The organism is Pleurocapsa sp. FMAR1 (assembly GCF_963665995.1).
In the GTDB taxonomy this organism is placed as follows: Bacteria; Cyanobacteriota; Cyanobacteriia; order Cyanobacteriales; family Xenococcaceae; genus Waterburya.
On sequence record NZ_OY762512.1, the window covers coordinates 4,879,584 to 4,894,175 of the forward strand.

At 40.0% G+C, this 14,592-nt stretch carries 11 protein-coding genes and 1 tRNA gene; 6 read left to right on the plus strand and 6 right to left on the minus strand.

Going from position 1 to position 14,592, the window contains the following annotated elements:
• Positions 1–21: 21 nt before the first annotated feature.
• Complete coding sequence (locus tag SLP02_RS23685) at positions 22–180, minus strand: hypothetical protein (protein ID WP_319423184.1); 159 nt, start codon at positions 178–180, stop codon at positions 22–24.
• Between the two features lie 281 nt (positions 181–461).
• Positions 462–535 (minus strand) — tRNA-Arg (locus SLP02_RS23690).
• A 70-nt stretch (positions 536–605) separates the two neighbouring features.
• Between SLP02_RS23690 and moaC the strand changes: the two genes are divergently transcribed.
• From moaC to SLP02_RS23705, 3 genes are read left to right on the plus strand one after another with little or no spacing between them, the layout of a single operon-like run.
• Positions 606–1,109, plus strand: a complete 504-nt coding sequence (gene moaC / locus SLP02_RS23695) for a cyclic pyranopterin monophosphate synthase MoaC (RefSeq protein WP_319423185.1) — start codon at positions 606–608, stop codon at positions 1,107–1,109.
• Between the two features lie 55 nt (positions 1,110–1,164).
• The gene (locus tag SLP02_RS23700) at positions 1,165–1,416 is read left to right on the plus strand and encodes a 2TM domain-containing protein (RefSeq protein WP_319423186.1); all 252 of its coding nucleotides are present in this window, start codon (positions 1,165–1,167) and stop codon (positions 1,414–1,416) included.
• Positions 1,416–1,715, plus strand: a complete 300-nt coding sequence (locus SLP02_RS23705) for a DUF3181 family protein (protein ID WP_319423187.1) — start codon at positions 1,416–1,418, stop codon at positions 1,713–1,715. Before SLP02_RS23700 ends, SLP02_RS23705 begins: the two co-directional genes overlap by 1 nt.
• Before the next feature lie 35 nt (positions 1,716–1,750).
• Here the strand turns inward: SLP02_RS23705 and SLP02_RS23710 are convergent, their stop codons facing one another.
• The 3 genes from SLP02_RS23710 to psaA all read right to left on the minus strand — a co-directional run bounded on the left by SLP02_RS23710 (position 1,751) and on the right by psaA (position 8,472).
• Entirely contained in the window at positions 1,751–3,556 is a 1,806-nt protein-coding gene (locus tag SLP02_RS23710; protein ID WP_319423188.1) for an ABC transporter ATP-binding protein, read from the minus strand.
• 152 nt (positions 3,557–3,708) lie between these two features.
• Entirely contained in the window at positions 3,709–5,907 is a 2,199-nt protein-coding gene (psaB, locus tag SLP02_RS23715; RefSeq protein ID WP_319423189.1) for a photosystem I core protein PsaB, read from the minus strand.
• 303 nt (positions 5,908–6,210) lie between these two features.
• The gene (gene psaA / locus SLP02_RS23720; RefSeq protein ID WP_319423190.1) at positions 6,211–8,472 is read right to left on the minus strand and encodes a photosystem I core protein PsaA; all 2,262 of its coding nucleotides are present in this window, start codon (positions 8,470–8,472) and stop codon (positions 6,211–6,213) included.
• A 429-nt stretch (positions 8,473–8,901) separates the two neighbouring features.
• Between psaA and SLP02_RS23725 the strand changes: the two genes are divergently transcribed.
• From SLP02_RS23725 to prmA, 3 genes are all read left to right on the plus strand, one after another.
• Positions 8,902–10,440, plus strand: a complete 1,539-nt coding sequence (locus tag SLP02_RS23725; RefSeq protein WP_319423191.1) for a hypothetical protein — start codon at positions 8,902–8,904, stop codon at positions 10,438–10,440.
• A 282-nt stretch (positions 10,441–10,722) separates the two neighbouring features.
• Complete coding sequence (serA, locus tag SLP02_RS23730; RefSeq protein ID WP_319423722.1) at positions 10,723–12,312, plus strand: phosphoglycerate dehydrogenase; 1,590 nt, start codon at positions 10,723–10,725, stop codon at positions 12,310–12,312.
• A gap of 443 nt (positions 12,313–12,755) precedes the next feature.
• A complete protein-coding gene (prmA, locus tag SLP02_RS23735; RefSeq protein ID WP_319423192.1) occupies positions 12,756–13,691 on the plus strand; it encodes a 50S ribosomal protein L11 methyltransferase in 936 nt (311 codons plus the stop codon).
• On the opposite strand, the gene map is transcribed toward prmA, so the two are convergent.
• A complete protein-coding gene (map, locus tag SLP02_RS23740; RefSeq protein ID WP_319423193.1) occupies positions 13,688–14,464 on the minus strand; it encodes a type I methionyl aminopeptidase in 777 nt (258 codons plus the stop codon). The genes prmA and map overlap by 4 nt on opposite strands.
• Positions 14,465–14,592: the final 128 nt, after the last annotated feature.

Sequence of the window (14,592 nt, forward strand, 5' to 3'; positions counted from 1 at the left end):
TTCCGTTGGGCTAACGCCCCTTTATGTAACATTAATAGTTACAATCGGCACATCAATATTAGGCGAATCATCAATTCCCAATGCCATAAACGAACTAATGCCCACCACACCCAAAATTAAAAATGTAACCACAGTAGGAACAAGGTTTTTAATCGACCAGGATGAAAAGTGGAAAGACATACTTTAAAGGGATGAAGGAAAAAGGATTCCTACACCATTGTATTTCAGGACGTAGAATGTTTTCCAAACCATATAAACGAGCTGGGCGATCGCTATACATAGCGATCGCCTGAATTCTACAATACCCTAGCAGTTTTTAATAGTTTAAAAGCTGCTACCGACTAATAAGTTATTCTTATAAGTATAGAATCAAGAAATAATTTATTTAATAATCAACTAGATAGAGTAAAATCGCTATTCTATAGGAAATTACTACAAAAAATGAGATTAGTTTAGAAAAATGAGCGAGAAGGGATTTGAACCCCTGACCTTTTGGTTCGTAGCCAAATGCTCTAATCCACTGAGCTACTCGCCCTTAGTTAAGCAATCAGTAACTTACTGAACAAACCCAACAGCTTTTAATAGTAGCAGAACTTTAGATACCAATGCAAGAAAATAATAATTTTGAGTCTTTATCCCATTTAAATCATCGCGGAGAGGCTCAAATGGTAGATGTTTCAGCCAAAAAAGTGACTCGTCGTCAGGCTGTAGCCAAAGGCAAAATTAAAATGTCTTTGGCTACATTGAAAACTATTGAAGCAGGAAATGCTCCCAAAGGTGATGTATTGGGTACAGCTAAAATCGCTGGGATTATGGCAGCCAAGCAAACTGCCAATTTGATACCTCTTTGTCATCCTTTACCTATTCATAAAATTGAGGTAGACATTACCCCTGATTACAATTTGCCTGGATACGAAATCACGGCTAAGGTAGCTGTCAAAGGTTCAACAGGAGTAGAAATGGAGGCATTGACTGCTGTGTCGGTTACTGCCCTGACATTGTATGATATGGCAAAAGCACTGGAGAAATCAATGGAGATCTCCGAAATTTGTTTGCTAAGTAAAACAGGGGGGAAGTCAGGAGACTATTTTGCTGAAGAAAGCAGCTAAACCGATACAATAAAGCTAAGATCAGATAACTATATTCAATTTAAAAAAGTAATTTATGCCTCCTCGTTGGCCTCGCGAACCTGACCGCAAAACAGATCCAGAATATCGCCGTTTAGATGATCTCATAAACTTTGCGATTCATGTAGGAGTTTATACTGCTACTAACTCTGGCTTATGGTTTGTGCATAATCTCAAATCAGCAGAGTGGCCCTGGTTACTGTGGGTAAACGGTATTTGGTTTGGCATATTAGCATTACACTTTGTATATATAAAAGCGATCGCAGACTACACTACAATTAAAACCTAATGGCTAGTACACAACAAATAGAAAACTTAGCAGCCCAAATTGGCGAGAACGTTTATATTGATGTAGCTAAATGGCATCTGTATTTAAACGATGCTCATCTACATACTGTTGTTGCCGAAAAAGTATATTCTCTTTTGGAAGAGGACTCTTTGGATGAAGATTCAGTTACCGCCATTTTGCAAGGTATTCCCGTTCAATTAGGCGGAGGAAAAACTGAATTATCCTTAAATGACTTATTGCCGAAGCAGTGCCAGGCTAATCTTTTAGATTTGCTAGAAGAGTATCAAAAAGATATGTAAAATATTTTCTACATACTGGATTGGATTTTTCCAGCTTATGTGATTAGTTGTTTGCCCTTCCTAGAGCCAGTTTGTACCTGCCAAAGGTTAGTATATACGCCCTCTTTAGCTAATAATTCTTCGTGGGTTCCCTGTTCAATCAGTTGACCGTATTCCATTACATAAATACAGTCAGAATGTCTGATGGTAGATAAACGATGGGCGATCGCAATTGTCGTACGATTTTGAGTGATTTTCTCTAAGGAACGAGCGATCGCTGCTTCTGTTTCGTTATCTACAGCCGAAGTTGCCTCATCCAAAATTAAGATTGGTGGATCTTTTAAAATGGCTCTGGCGATCGCAATTCTCTGTTTTTGTCCTCCAGAGAGCTTTTGCCCCCTTTCCCCCACAACGGTGTCATAACCTTGGGGCAATTCTCGAATAAATCGATCTGCTTCGGCAATTTTAGCTGCTTCAATAATTTTGTTTGTGCTGGCATCAGCAGAACCATAGCTAATATTTTCTCTGACAGTACCGTGAAACAAAAATACATCCTGGCTAACTAAACCAATTGCGCGACGCAGATCCCATAGCACTATGTCTTTAATATTTTTACCATCTACAGTAATATTGCCTGAGCGTATTTCATAGAGTCGTAACAGTAATTTAACTAAGGTACTTTTCCCCGAACCCGTGGCACCAACTATGGCAATAGTTTGACCTGCCCGAATATGCAGGGAAAGATTTTCGATTACAGGCTGTCTTTGATTATAAGCAAAGGTAATATTGTTGATGCTTACCTCTCCTCTAATGGTTGATAGTGGTAGAGCAATATCTCCTGAATGAATGGCAATAGGCGTATCCAATAAATCCATGACGCGAGTAATAGATGCCATTGCTCTTTGATAGAGGTCAAAGGTTTGTCCCAGACGGGTTAGGGGCCATAATAATCTCTGAGTTAGAAACACAAGTACGCTATATGTACTCACTGCCAATGTTCCTGATGCGGCTTGAAGACCACCATAAAGTAAAATTGCCGTAAAACCAGCTAAAATAACCAGACGAATTAAAGGAATAAAGGCTGCGGATAAGCGAATAGCCTTTTGATTGCTCTTCCTGTAGGCGTTGCTGTCCTGTCTTAAACGATCTATCTCATAAGTTTCTGTAGTAAAACTTTTGATTGTCGTAATTCCACTAAGATTATTAGATAATCGGGAGTTGAGTAAGCTTACCTTTTCTCTTACCTCTGCATATCTAGGTGCAAGCCATTTCTGAAACGCCACGGATCCCCAGATAATAAGCGGAATAGGAACGATTGCCATCCAGGCAATGTCGGGAGTCAAGATAAAGAATGAACCACCGATAACTAGTGCTGTAGTAATTACCTGAATAATTTCATTAGCACCAACGTCTAAGAATCTTTCTAGCTGATTGATATCATCATTAAGAACAGACAATAATGCCCCCGTGCTGTTTTCTTCAAAATAAGCCAACTCCAGGTCTTGAACATGGCTATAGGCATCTAAACGTATGTCATGTTGAACATCCTGTGCCAGATTACGCCATAGTCTTGTATAGGCATATTCAAATACTGACTCTAAGCCCCAGACAATTGCCGACAGTAAAGATAACACTACAAGCTGAGTAAAAATATCAGTAATACCAAAGCGAGCCATAATCGAGTCTTGCTTTTTTACTACCACATCCAGCGCAGCCCCAATGATGGCAGGGGGAGCAAGATCAAAAAGTTGGTTGAGGATAGAACATATTACAGCTTGCCAAATAATAGCTTTATATTTATCTCCATAGCGTAGCAATCGAGATAGAGGATGGTTCGGCGGTTCGGCTTTATTGCGGGGCATATTTAATCTGTAGTGTTTCACTTATGATTGAAAATTTAACAGATTTTAGTAACTCTTGGTAAGCTACGAATGTGTAATTAAACCATAAAAAATTCCCCCACCCAAAGGCAGGGGAACTAATTACTTAGTTACAAAGTAAATTGCGAATATCGCTAACCTACCCTACTACTTGTAGAAGCGATCAGGAATGCCGCATAGGTCAGAATATAACCCACCGTAAAGTGAGCTAAACCAATTACACGACCTTGAACGATAGACATAGCAACGGGCTTGTCTTTCCAGCGAACTAAGTTAGCTAGAGGAGTACGCTCGTGCGCCCAAACAATTGTTTCGATCAACTCTTGCCAATAACCACGCCAAGAGATGAGGAACATAAAACCAGTTGCCCAAACTAGGTGTCCAAAGAGGAACATCCAAGCCCAAACAGAAAGATTGTTTACACCGTAAGGGTTATAACCATTAATCAAAGAAGCTGAATAGCCCCATAAATAATCACGGAACCAACCCATAAGGTAGGTAGAGTTTTCGTTGAACTGAGCAACGTTACCCTGCCAGATACCAAGATGTTTCCAATGCCAGTAGAAGGTTACCCAACCCAAGGTATTGAGCATCCAGAATACGGCTAAGTAGAAGGAATCCCAAGCAGAGATATCACAAGTACCGCCACGTCCAGGGCCATCACAAGGGAAAGCAAAACCGAAGTCTTTTTTGTCTGGCATTAGTTTTGAACCGCGAGCATCTAAAGCACCTTTGACCAAGATCAAAGTAGTTGTGTGTAGACCCAGCGCGATCGCATGGTGAACCAAGAAATCTCCAGGTCCAATTGTTAAGAACAAAGAGTTGGTGCCACTGTTGATAGCATCCAACCAACCAGGCAGCCAAGCTGCACCAGTTTGAGCAATACTATCGGGGTTAGACAGTAAGGTATCAAAACCATAGAGAGCTTTACCAGAAGCAGCTTGAACAAACTGAGCGAATACAGGTTCGATCAAGATTTGCTTTTCAGGCGTACCAAAAGCTACTACCACATCATTGTGTACATACAAACTCAAGGTATGGAAACCAAGGAAGAGAGATACCCAGCTTAAGTGGGAAATAATCGCTTCTTTGTGATCCAAGACTCTTGACAGCACGTTATTTTTGTTTGCTTCAGGGTCATAATCTCTGACGAGGAAGATTGCACCATGAGCAAACGCACCAACCAACAAGAAACCAGCAATATATTGGTGGTGAGTATATAAAGCTGCTTGAGTGGTGTAGTCTCTGGCAATAAATGCGTAAGAGGGTAGGGAATACATATGTTGAGCTACCAAAGAAGTAACCGTTCCCAAACTAGCCAGGGCTAAAGCCAACTGGAAGTGGAGAGAGTTATTCAAGGTATCGTATATTCCCTTGTGTCCTTCACCTAAACCGCCTTGAGGTGGCTTGTGAGTTTCTAAAATCTCTTTGATACTATGACCAATACCGAAGTTAGTACGGTACATATGTCCAGCAATGATGAAGATTACTGCGATCGCCAAATGGTGATGAGCAATATCTGTCAACCAGAGAGACTCAGTTTGAGGATGGAAACCACCTAAGAAAGTTAAGATAGCTGTTCCTGCTCCCTCAGAAGTACCAAATATATGATTAGCACTATCAGGATTCTGAGCATACACGCCCCAGTTAAGACTAAAGAAAGGTCCTAAACCATCCGGATGAGGAGGAGTCGAAAGGAAGTTATCCCAACCTACGTGCTGTCCGCGAGATTCGGGGATAGCAACGTGAACTAGGTGTCCAGTCCATGCCAAAGAACTTACCCCAAACAAACCAGCTAGGTGATGGTTAAGGCGAGACTCAGCATTTTTAAACCAAGCTAGGCTAGGACGGAACTTGGGCTGTAAATGCAACCAACCAGCAAACAAGAAGACAGAAGAAAGAATCAATAAGAAAATCGATCCTTGATATAACTCTTGGTTGGTAGTCATCCCAATGGTATAAAACCAGTGGTATACACCAGAATAGGCAATGTTTACTGGATTAGAAGCACCACCTTGAGTAAAAGCATCAATTGCGCCTTTACCAAAGTGAGGATCCCAAATCGCATGGGCGATCGGGCTAGTGTTTAAAGGATCTTTTATCCACTGTTCAAAGTTACCTTGCCAAGCCACATGGAACAGAGTACCGGAAGTCCACAGAAAGATGATGGCGATATGACCAAAATGGGAGGCAAAAATCTTCTGGTAAAGATTTTCCTCGGTCATACCATCATGAAGCTCAAAGTCATGAGCAGTTGCAATTCCGTACCAGAGCCGACGAGTAGTCGGATCTTGGGCGAGATCCTGGCTAAATTTCGGGAATTTAGTTGCCATAGGTTATGGGTAGAATTCTCCTGTAGGGTGAAAAATGAGTTTAATATTGCTATTTTTTGCCACTCATTTTTGGCTTTTGGTTACCACCTTCAATATTAAATATTATCAGGCAGTAATTTTGTTAAAACACGGTTGTTAATACAAGTTATTAAACTTAAATTTTTCACCGTTAAGTTCTCTTTACTATTTATAATTTTGAACCAATAGTTCAAAGTTATAGTTAGACTGACCAATCATTCAAGACAACCTCAACTGAAAGCTTTAGCTATCCTGTCTGATTGGCACAATCAACACAAGACTCGTTTACAACGAGAGCGTCCTTGCTAAGAAGAATGCCCAAGTAGTAACAATTCCTCCTAAAAGATAGTGAGTTACACCCACAGCACGACCTTGAATAATACTCAAAGCGCGGGGTTGAATAGCTGGGGACACTTTTAGCTTGTTGTGAGCCCAAACAATAGACTCAATCAACTCTTGCCAGTAGCCACGTCCACTAAAGAGGAACATGAGACTAAAAGCAAAGACAAAGTGACCTGCTAAGAACATAAGTCCATAAGCAGATAAAGCCGAACCATAGCTATTGATAACTTGAGAAGCCTGCGCCCACAAGAAATCACGTAACCAGCCGTTAATACAAATTGCACTTTGAGCAAAGTTACCCGCCGTAATATGAGAGACTGTACCATCTGGTGCTACCGTTCCCCATACATCCGACTGCATCTTCCAACTAAAGTGGAAAATCACTACAGAGATGGAGTTATACATCCAGAACAAGCCTAGGAATACATGATCCCAAGCTGATACTTGACAAGTACCACCACGACCAGGTCCGTCACAAGGGAAGCGGAAACCAAGGTTGCCTTTATCTGGAACCAAGCGAGAACTACGAGCGTAGAGAACGCCTTTTAACAGAATCAAAGCAGTTACATGGATAGTAAATGCGTGGATGTGGTGAACCATAAAGTCAGCAGTACCCAAAGCAATAGGCATCATTGCTACTTTGCCACCAACTGCAACTACACCACCGCCAAAAGCATAGCTAACTGGCTCAAGAGCTGTAGGAGCAGTGTTCCCAGGAGCAAGAGTATGAATATTCTGTATCCACTGGGCAAAAATTGGCTGTAGCTGAATCGCCGTATCTGAGAACATATCTTGGGGACGACCCAAAGCTCTCATGGTGTCATTATGAATATATAAACCAAAGCTATGGAAGCCAAGGAAAATACAAACCCAATTAAGGTGAGAAATAATTGCATCGCGAACGCGAAGTACGCGGTCAACTACGTTATTTACATTCTTGGCTGGGTCGTAGTCACGCACCATATAAATAGCGGCGTGCGCTCCCGCACCAACAATGAAGAAGGCACCAATCCACATATGGTGAGTAAACAGCGATATTTGAGTAGCATAGTCGATCGCCATATAGGGATATGGAGGCATCGCGTACATATGCTGGGCGACAATGATTGTCACAGAACCTAGCATAGCTAAGTTAACTGCCAACTGAGCGTGCCAAGAAGTAGTCAAGATTTCATATAGACCTCTATGACCTTCTCCACCAAACAATAAGGGATCGCCTTTATGTCCGTCTAAAATTTCTTTCATGCTGTGACCAATACCAAAGTTGGTACGGTACATATGACCAGCAATAATAAACAGGACAGCAAGTGCCAAATGGTGGTGTGCCGTATCAGATAACCATAAACCACCAGTTACGGGGTTCAAACCACCTTTAAAGGTTAAGAAGTCAGAATATACGCCCCAGTTAAGGGTAAAGAAAGGTCGCAACCCTTCGGCAAAACTTGGGTATAATTCCGTCATCAAAGCTCTATTTAAGATGAATTCGTGTGGCAGAGGAATATCTGCTGGAGCAACTCCCGCATCTAATAGTTTGTTGATTGGCAGTGATACATGGATCTGGTGTCCAGCCCAGCTCAAACAGCCCAAGCCTAATAAACCAGCCAAGTGGTGATTCATCATTGATTCCACGTTTTGGAACCATTCCAGCTTAGGAGCTCTTTTATGGTAATGAAACCAACCAGCAAAGATCATCAAGCCAGCCATGACTAAACCGCCCATGGCAGTAGCATATAGCTGAGTTGTGTTGGTAAAGCCAGAAGCTCTCCAAAGATAAAAGAAACCAGACGTGATCTGAATTCCGTGGAATCCACCGCCAACGTCGGCGTTCAGAATATCCTGACCAACAATTGGCCAGACTACCTGCGCACTAGGCTTAATAGCGGTTGGATCGAGAAGCCATGCTTCGTAGTTAGAAAAGCGGGCTCCGTGGAAATACATTCCGCTCAACCAGACAAAAACCACCGCGAGGTGACCAAAGTGTGCGCTAAATATTTTTCGCGAAATATCTTCTAAGTCACTGGTATGACTGTCAAAATCGTGAGCATCAGCATGAAGATTCCAGATCCAGGTTGTAGTCTTAGGACCTCTGGCTAAAGTTCGGTCAAAGTGACCTGGCTTACCCCACTTCTCGAAAGAAGTAGGAACTGGATCTACATCAACTGTTACCTTGACTTTCGCCTCTTCTTTTTGAGGGCTGATTGTCATGAGGATTCTCCTCTCAGAGCAATAGATTTTAGATTTAGATTTTCTTGCTCCGAAGAACAAGTTTTTTATTATGTAAAAAGAGCGAAAATCACTGCTTTTTATATAACCTTAGCTTGCTTTCTCCTAATAGTTTTAGGTTTCGAGCTACAGGCATTACTGTATCTGATCATAAGACTTAGAATTCAGCAACCGGTGTAAAGCTTAACAAAATTTTAAATGGACGCGACTATTGAACTGACTAGGTTTGCACCTCAGACATTTTCAGGCAAAAGTATACAAAAAAAAAAATATCTTTACAAAAGACAATATAACCCCCTGACTCAAAATCGCTACTATCCTGATGTAACTTAGTAATAGGGGGAAAGGCTGGCATGGGTCAGTTAAAAAATTTCTCAAACTTTTTATGAATAAATTATAGATAAGGTATCGATGAATACTATTAGACTTTGTTTATTGCTAGCCTGTTTAGGTTGTTTAATAGGTTGTGGACAAGTAAATGTAGACAATTCTTTTAGCGATCGCTTGAGCAACACCATATTTGTAGATGCTACTAGCAGTAATCTAGCTGAAACAGCCACGCCTAAAATCATCAAGGAGTTAAACCAAGACTTAGAAAAATTTACTCCTCAAGTAAGGATTATTGCTCCTCAAGCCGAAAAGGTGTTTAAGCAAACAGACATTGATGTTCAGCTACAGATAAAGGATTTACCAATCTTTCAAGACGAAAAATTAAAACTAGGAAATCATTTAGATTTGATTTTAGATAATCAGCCATCTCAATCAATATATGATCTAGGAAAACCTATTCTTCTCAAGGATTTAAGCCCAGGAACTCATACTTTAAGAGTATTTGCCTCTCGTCCCTGGGGAGAAAGTTTCAAAAACGATGGTGCTTATGCTCAAGTTACCTTTAGTGTAATAACAGAAACCAACAACAACCGTACCGATTCTAATTTGCCTTTGCTGACCTATAGCACCCCCACAGGAACTTATGGTGCAGAACCCTTTTTACTTGATTATTATCTAACTAATGCCCCTTTACACGCCGTGGCACAAAGTGATCCTAATCTTAAAAATTGGCGCATTAAAGCAACGGTAAATGGAGAAAGCTTTATGCTCAAAAATTGGCAGCCTGTTTATTTGACAGGACTAAAATTAGGTGAAAATTGGATTCAGCTAGAATTAATTGATGAAGCTGGTAATGACATTGAAAATAGTTTTAATAATACTGTGAGGGTAATTAATTACGATCCCCAGCAACAAAATACTTTAGACTTGTTAGTAACTAATCAAATATCTTTAGCTGAAGCCCTATTCATAGTAGAGCAGAAGGATCGTATTAAACCTGTAAAAATACCAGAGGTTATACAAATACCAGTCGAAGAATCAATTAAATTAGAAGATGATTCTAACGAATCAGCAAACATTATTAAACTTAAACCAGCAATAAAAAACGAAGAACAGTTAAGTAATCAATCTGATTCAATCAGCACGATTGCTCATAATCCAAACAGTGAATATTCAAAATTAATGCCTGGAAATAGTGACGAGGTAAAAACAACTATTGAGCCAACAACTAACATTGATAATCAAGTAATTACCCAAGAAAAACAAACGGATAATATTAACTATTCTTCTGGCGACAAAGACCTTGAACTAAAAATAGAGAAGGTCAATACAGACGAAAGAAAAAAAGCAGAAGCAACAAAATCTGAAACAACAGAAGTGATTGAGATTACTAAAATTAACTCAGATCGAGCAGAGCCATTAGCAAAAATTGAAATACCTCAACCCGAATCCGTAGAAATAACTGAACAGCAGATTGCCATCAAAATTCCAGAAACTAAATTACCCGATACATTAGAATCAGAGCCAAAATCGTCAACACCCTTATGGCTCAAAAAAATATTAGTGGGTCTACGCCAAAAAATTGAAGCCTTAGCAAAGCTCTTGCCGCAAGCAGTATAGCTATTAACCATTTTTAATCTCAAAAAAGCTTAAGTTTTTTTGAGATTAATCAATATAATAAAGCAACAGCAAATCCAAAATCTTCTTAACAAAAAGAAGCTCCAAGCTACTTTTACCTTTACAATGATCTACTGCACAGACTCAAGCAATAACCAAAACCTAAAGCAAGAGGTTGGAAAATATTGGTGAGAGTGGCGAATGTTTTGCTACTCTCTAGCACAAAGAATTGAGTTTACAGGTGAAAAAACAAGACGCAAGGGAATTAGACTACAATTCATGACTATGGCAAAAGTTCTCGTCTCCGATCCTATCGATCAAGCTGGTATCGATATTATCTCTCAAGTCGCCGAAGTAGACGTAAAAACCAAGTTACCTTTAGAAGAACTAATCAAAATAATTCCCGAATATGATGCTTTAATGTTGCGATCGGGTACTAAAGTTACAGCAGAGGTTATTGAGGCTGGTACGAACCTCAAAATTATTGGACGCGCAGGAGTAGGAGTAGACAACATTGATGTCAAAGCTGCTACGCGTCAAGGTATTGTCGTGGTCAACTCTCCAGAGGGTAATACTATTGCTGCTGCCGAACACGCTTTAGCAATGATGCTAGCTTTATCTCGCCAAATTCCTGATGCCAACCAATCCGTCAAAAGCGGTAAGTGGGAGCGTAAGAAATTCGTTGGTAATGAAGTTTACAAGAAAACTCTTGGTGTAGTTGGTTTAGGGAAAATTGGCGCGCACGTTGCTAAGGTGGCACGGGCAATGGACATGAAATTATTGGCTTACGATCCATTTGTTTCGGCAGAAAGAGCCGAGAGGATCGGCTGTAGCTTAGTAGATTTAGATTTACTGTTTAAAGAAGCAGATTATATTACTCTGCACATTCCCAAAACTCCAGAAACTGCCAATTTGATTAATGCTGAAGCACTAGCTAAAATGAAGCCCAATGCGCGTATTATTAACTGCGCTCGTGGTGGCATCATTGATGAAGCTGCCTTAGCAGAAGCACTTCAAGCAGGAAAAATCGGTGGTGCTGCTTTAGATGTTTATGCCAATGAGCCTTTAGAAGAATCACCATTAACGGTCGTTGGTTCAAATCTAGTTCTGACTCCTCATTTAGGAGCTTCTACAGCCGAAGCTCAGGTAAATGTGGCGATCGATGTCGCAGAGCAGATAAGAGATGTCTTATTGGGTCTTCCTGCTCGTTCAGCAGTCAACATTCCTGGTTTAAACCCAGATGTAATGGAAAAACTACGACCATACCTAAGATTAGCAGAAACTTTAGGCACGATGGCTGGTCAGTTAGCTGGAGGACGAATTAATGAGTTGAATATACGTTTACAGGGAGAATTGGCTAACAACGATAGTCAACCACTAATTGTTGCTGCTTTAAAAGGATTGCTATCTGAGGCTTTGAGAGAGAGGGTTAATTATGTCAATGCAGCCATAGAGGCGACTGAAAGAGGCATTAGAGTTATTGAAACCAAAGATAGCTCAACCCGCGACTATTCTGGAGGTTCACTGCATATAGAAGCCCAAGGAGCCAATGGCAAGCATTCAGTTACAGGAGCATTATTGAGCGAAGGAGAAATACGAATTACTAGCTTAGATGAGTTTCCCATTAATGTTCCACCCAACGATCATATGTTGTTTACTCTTCATAGAGATATGCCAGGAATTATCGGCAAAATTGGCTCTTTATTAGGTAGTTATAACGTTAATATTGCCAGTATGCAGGTTGGTCGTAAGATTGTCAGAGGTGAAGCAGTAATGGTTCTGAGCTTGGATGATCCCCTACCTGAAGGCATTTTGCAAGAAATTACCAAGGTAGATGGAATTAGAGATGCTTATACTGTGAAGTTATCTGCATAATTAATCATCACGTCAAGATGATGCCTAGGTAATGTTTATTGGTGAAATCTACTATTTTTAAGTTAATAGTAAATTTCACCAATTTTGTTGTTAGACGAATAAGATTTAAACAACTTGCCGACTTAAATTCTTTAGTATTGATGAATTGTTTAACAATATTGGGAAAACTATCAACAGAACGATAAAAAGTGGGTAAAGCTGAAATCTTGGCATACAGTGGTGAGGAAAAAACTGTATTTTGCTTATTTCGCTCTGAGATCACTAAAATAACTAAGTTAAAAAATGCCTAATCACATTATAAGCCTTGATAGCCATAGATTACTCTGCTGTCTTGAGCAAGATCAAACTTAAATAGCGAAAACGACCTATAGTCGTTGGTTAAAAAATACCATTCAGGTTCAACGTTAGATAATCCCTATAAAATTTATAATCTAAGAAAATTCATGTCTAATCGCTGGTGGGAGATCGTCATAAAATGCGAGCCAATACTGGAAGAATCAGTCTTTTGGAGACTTGAAAAGTTTGGTTGTTCTGGAACAGCTACCGAAGTCAAAATTTTAGACAACGAAAAGAACTCAGAGTCGGAACTAATTACAGATCAACAGATTTTGATTAAAACGTATATTCCTGAAATAAAAACTCAGTTACTAGATTTGGCAGCCTTATCTTCTTGGCTAGAGCAAGATGCCAAATTATTAGAAGTGTCAGTTCCAGAAGCTCAATGGCATTTAATAAATGAAGAAGACTGGGCAAGTAGCTGGAAGCAACACTGGCAACCTATGGAAATTGGCGATCGCTTTTTGATTTATCCAGCTTGGGAAACTCCTCCAGAGAAATCTGATAGATTGATTTTGCGTCTCGATCCTGGCGCAGCTTTTGGAACAGGAACTCATCCTACTACACAATTGTGTCTTGAATCTCTAGAAATGCGACTGTATGAAAAGGCTGAAAGCAAAATCATAGCGGATATAGGTTGTGGATCGGGAATTTTGTCTATAGGTTCAATTCTGCTTGGTGCAAAGCAAGTTTATGCAGTTGATACTGATGAATTAGCTACCAAAACTTGCCGAAGTAATTGTCAATTAAACCATGTTAATCGAGATAATCTGATTGTCCATGATGGCAGCATTGAACAATTAATTAAAGTAGATAAAAAATTTGATGGCATTATTTGTAATATTTTGGCTGATACCATAGTCGATTTGGTTATTCATTTTAACAACATCACCCATGAAAAAAGCTGGGCAATTTTAAGTGGAATTTTATTAACTCAAGCCGATCGGGTCGCTGATGTTGTAGAACAGCAGGGGTGGACTGTTGCAGCACTGTGGAAAAGAAAAGACTGGTGCTGTTTTAATATTCGTCGCTCAGAATATTAATTCGGTAAAGTTAAAATGTCTACCCCATCTTTGGTAACTGCAATAGTATGTTCAAATTGAGCAGAAAGCTTACCATCTTTGGTAACTGCTGTCCAACCATCATCGAGCATCACAGCTTCCCAAGTCCCTTCGTTAATCATTGGTTCAATAGTAAATACCATTCCTGGTTTAAATTTCCGTTTCTGTCTTGGATCATGATAGTGGGGAATTTGAGGTGCGGTATGAAAAATATGGCTAACCCCATGCCCTACAAAATCTCTGACTACAGAAAAACCTTGCGACTCAGCATACTGTTGAATTGCTATGCCGATATCATAAATTCTCGCACCTGGTTTGACTGCCGCAATTCCTCTTTTTAAACATTCCTCTGTGACTTCAACAAGTTTTTTAGCTGTATCCGAAGGAGTACCAACAAAAAAAGTTCTAGAAGTGTCGCCATGATAGCCATCTAAAATCGGGGTTACATCAATATTAATAATGTCGCCATTTTTTAAGATTTGTTTAGCGTTAGGAATGCCATGACAAATCACTTCATTAACGCTGGTGCAAACTGAAGCAGTAAAAGGATTATCTGTAGGACCATATCCCAAAGGTGCGCTAATTGCGCCTCTTTTCTGTGTCCATTTCTCGGCAGCATCATTGATTTCTAGGGTACTTACTCCAGGTTTAACCATTGATGCCAAGAAATCTAGTAGTTCTGCGGCTAAAGCTCCTGCTCGACGCATCTTTTCAATTTCTCGACTAGAGAGTAAAGTAATTTGTTCGCTTCCCATATTTGTCTCTACTATGCTCGTTAATTGCTTTGTGTAATATTTAGTTTATCAATTCTTCATGTTTGAATTACAGAGCGATAAAAAAAGACCCAGGTTTTTCTGAGTCTTTGTGCAGAATGTTTGATGAA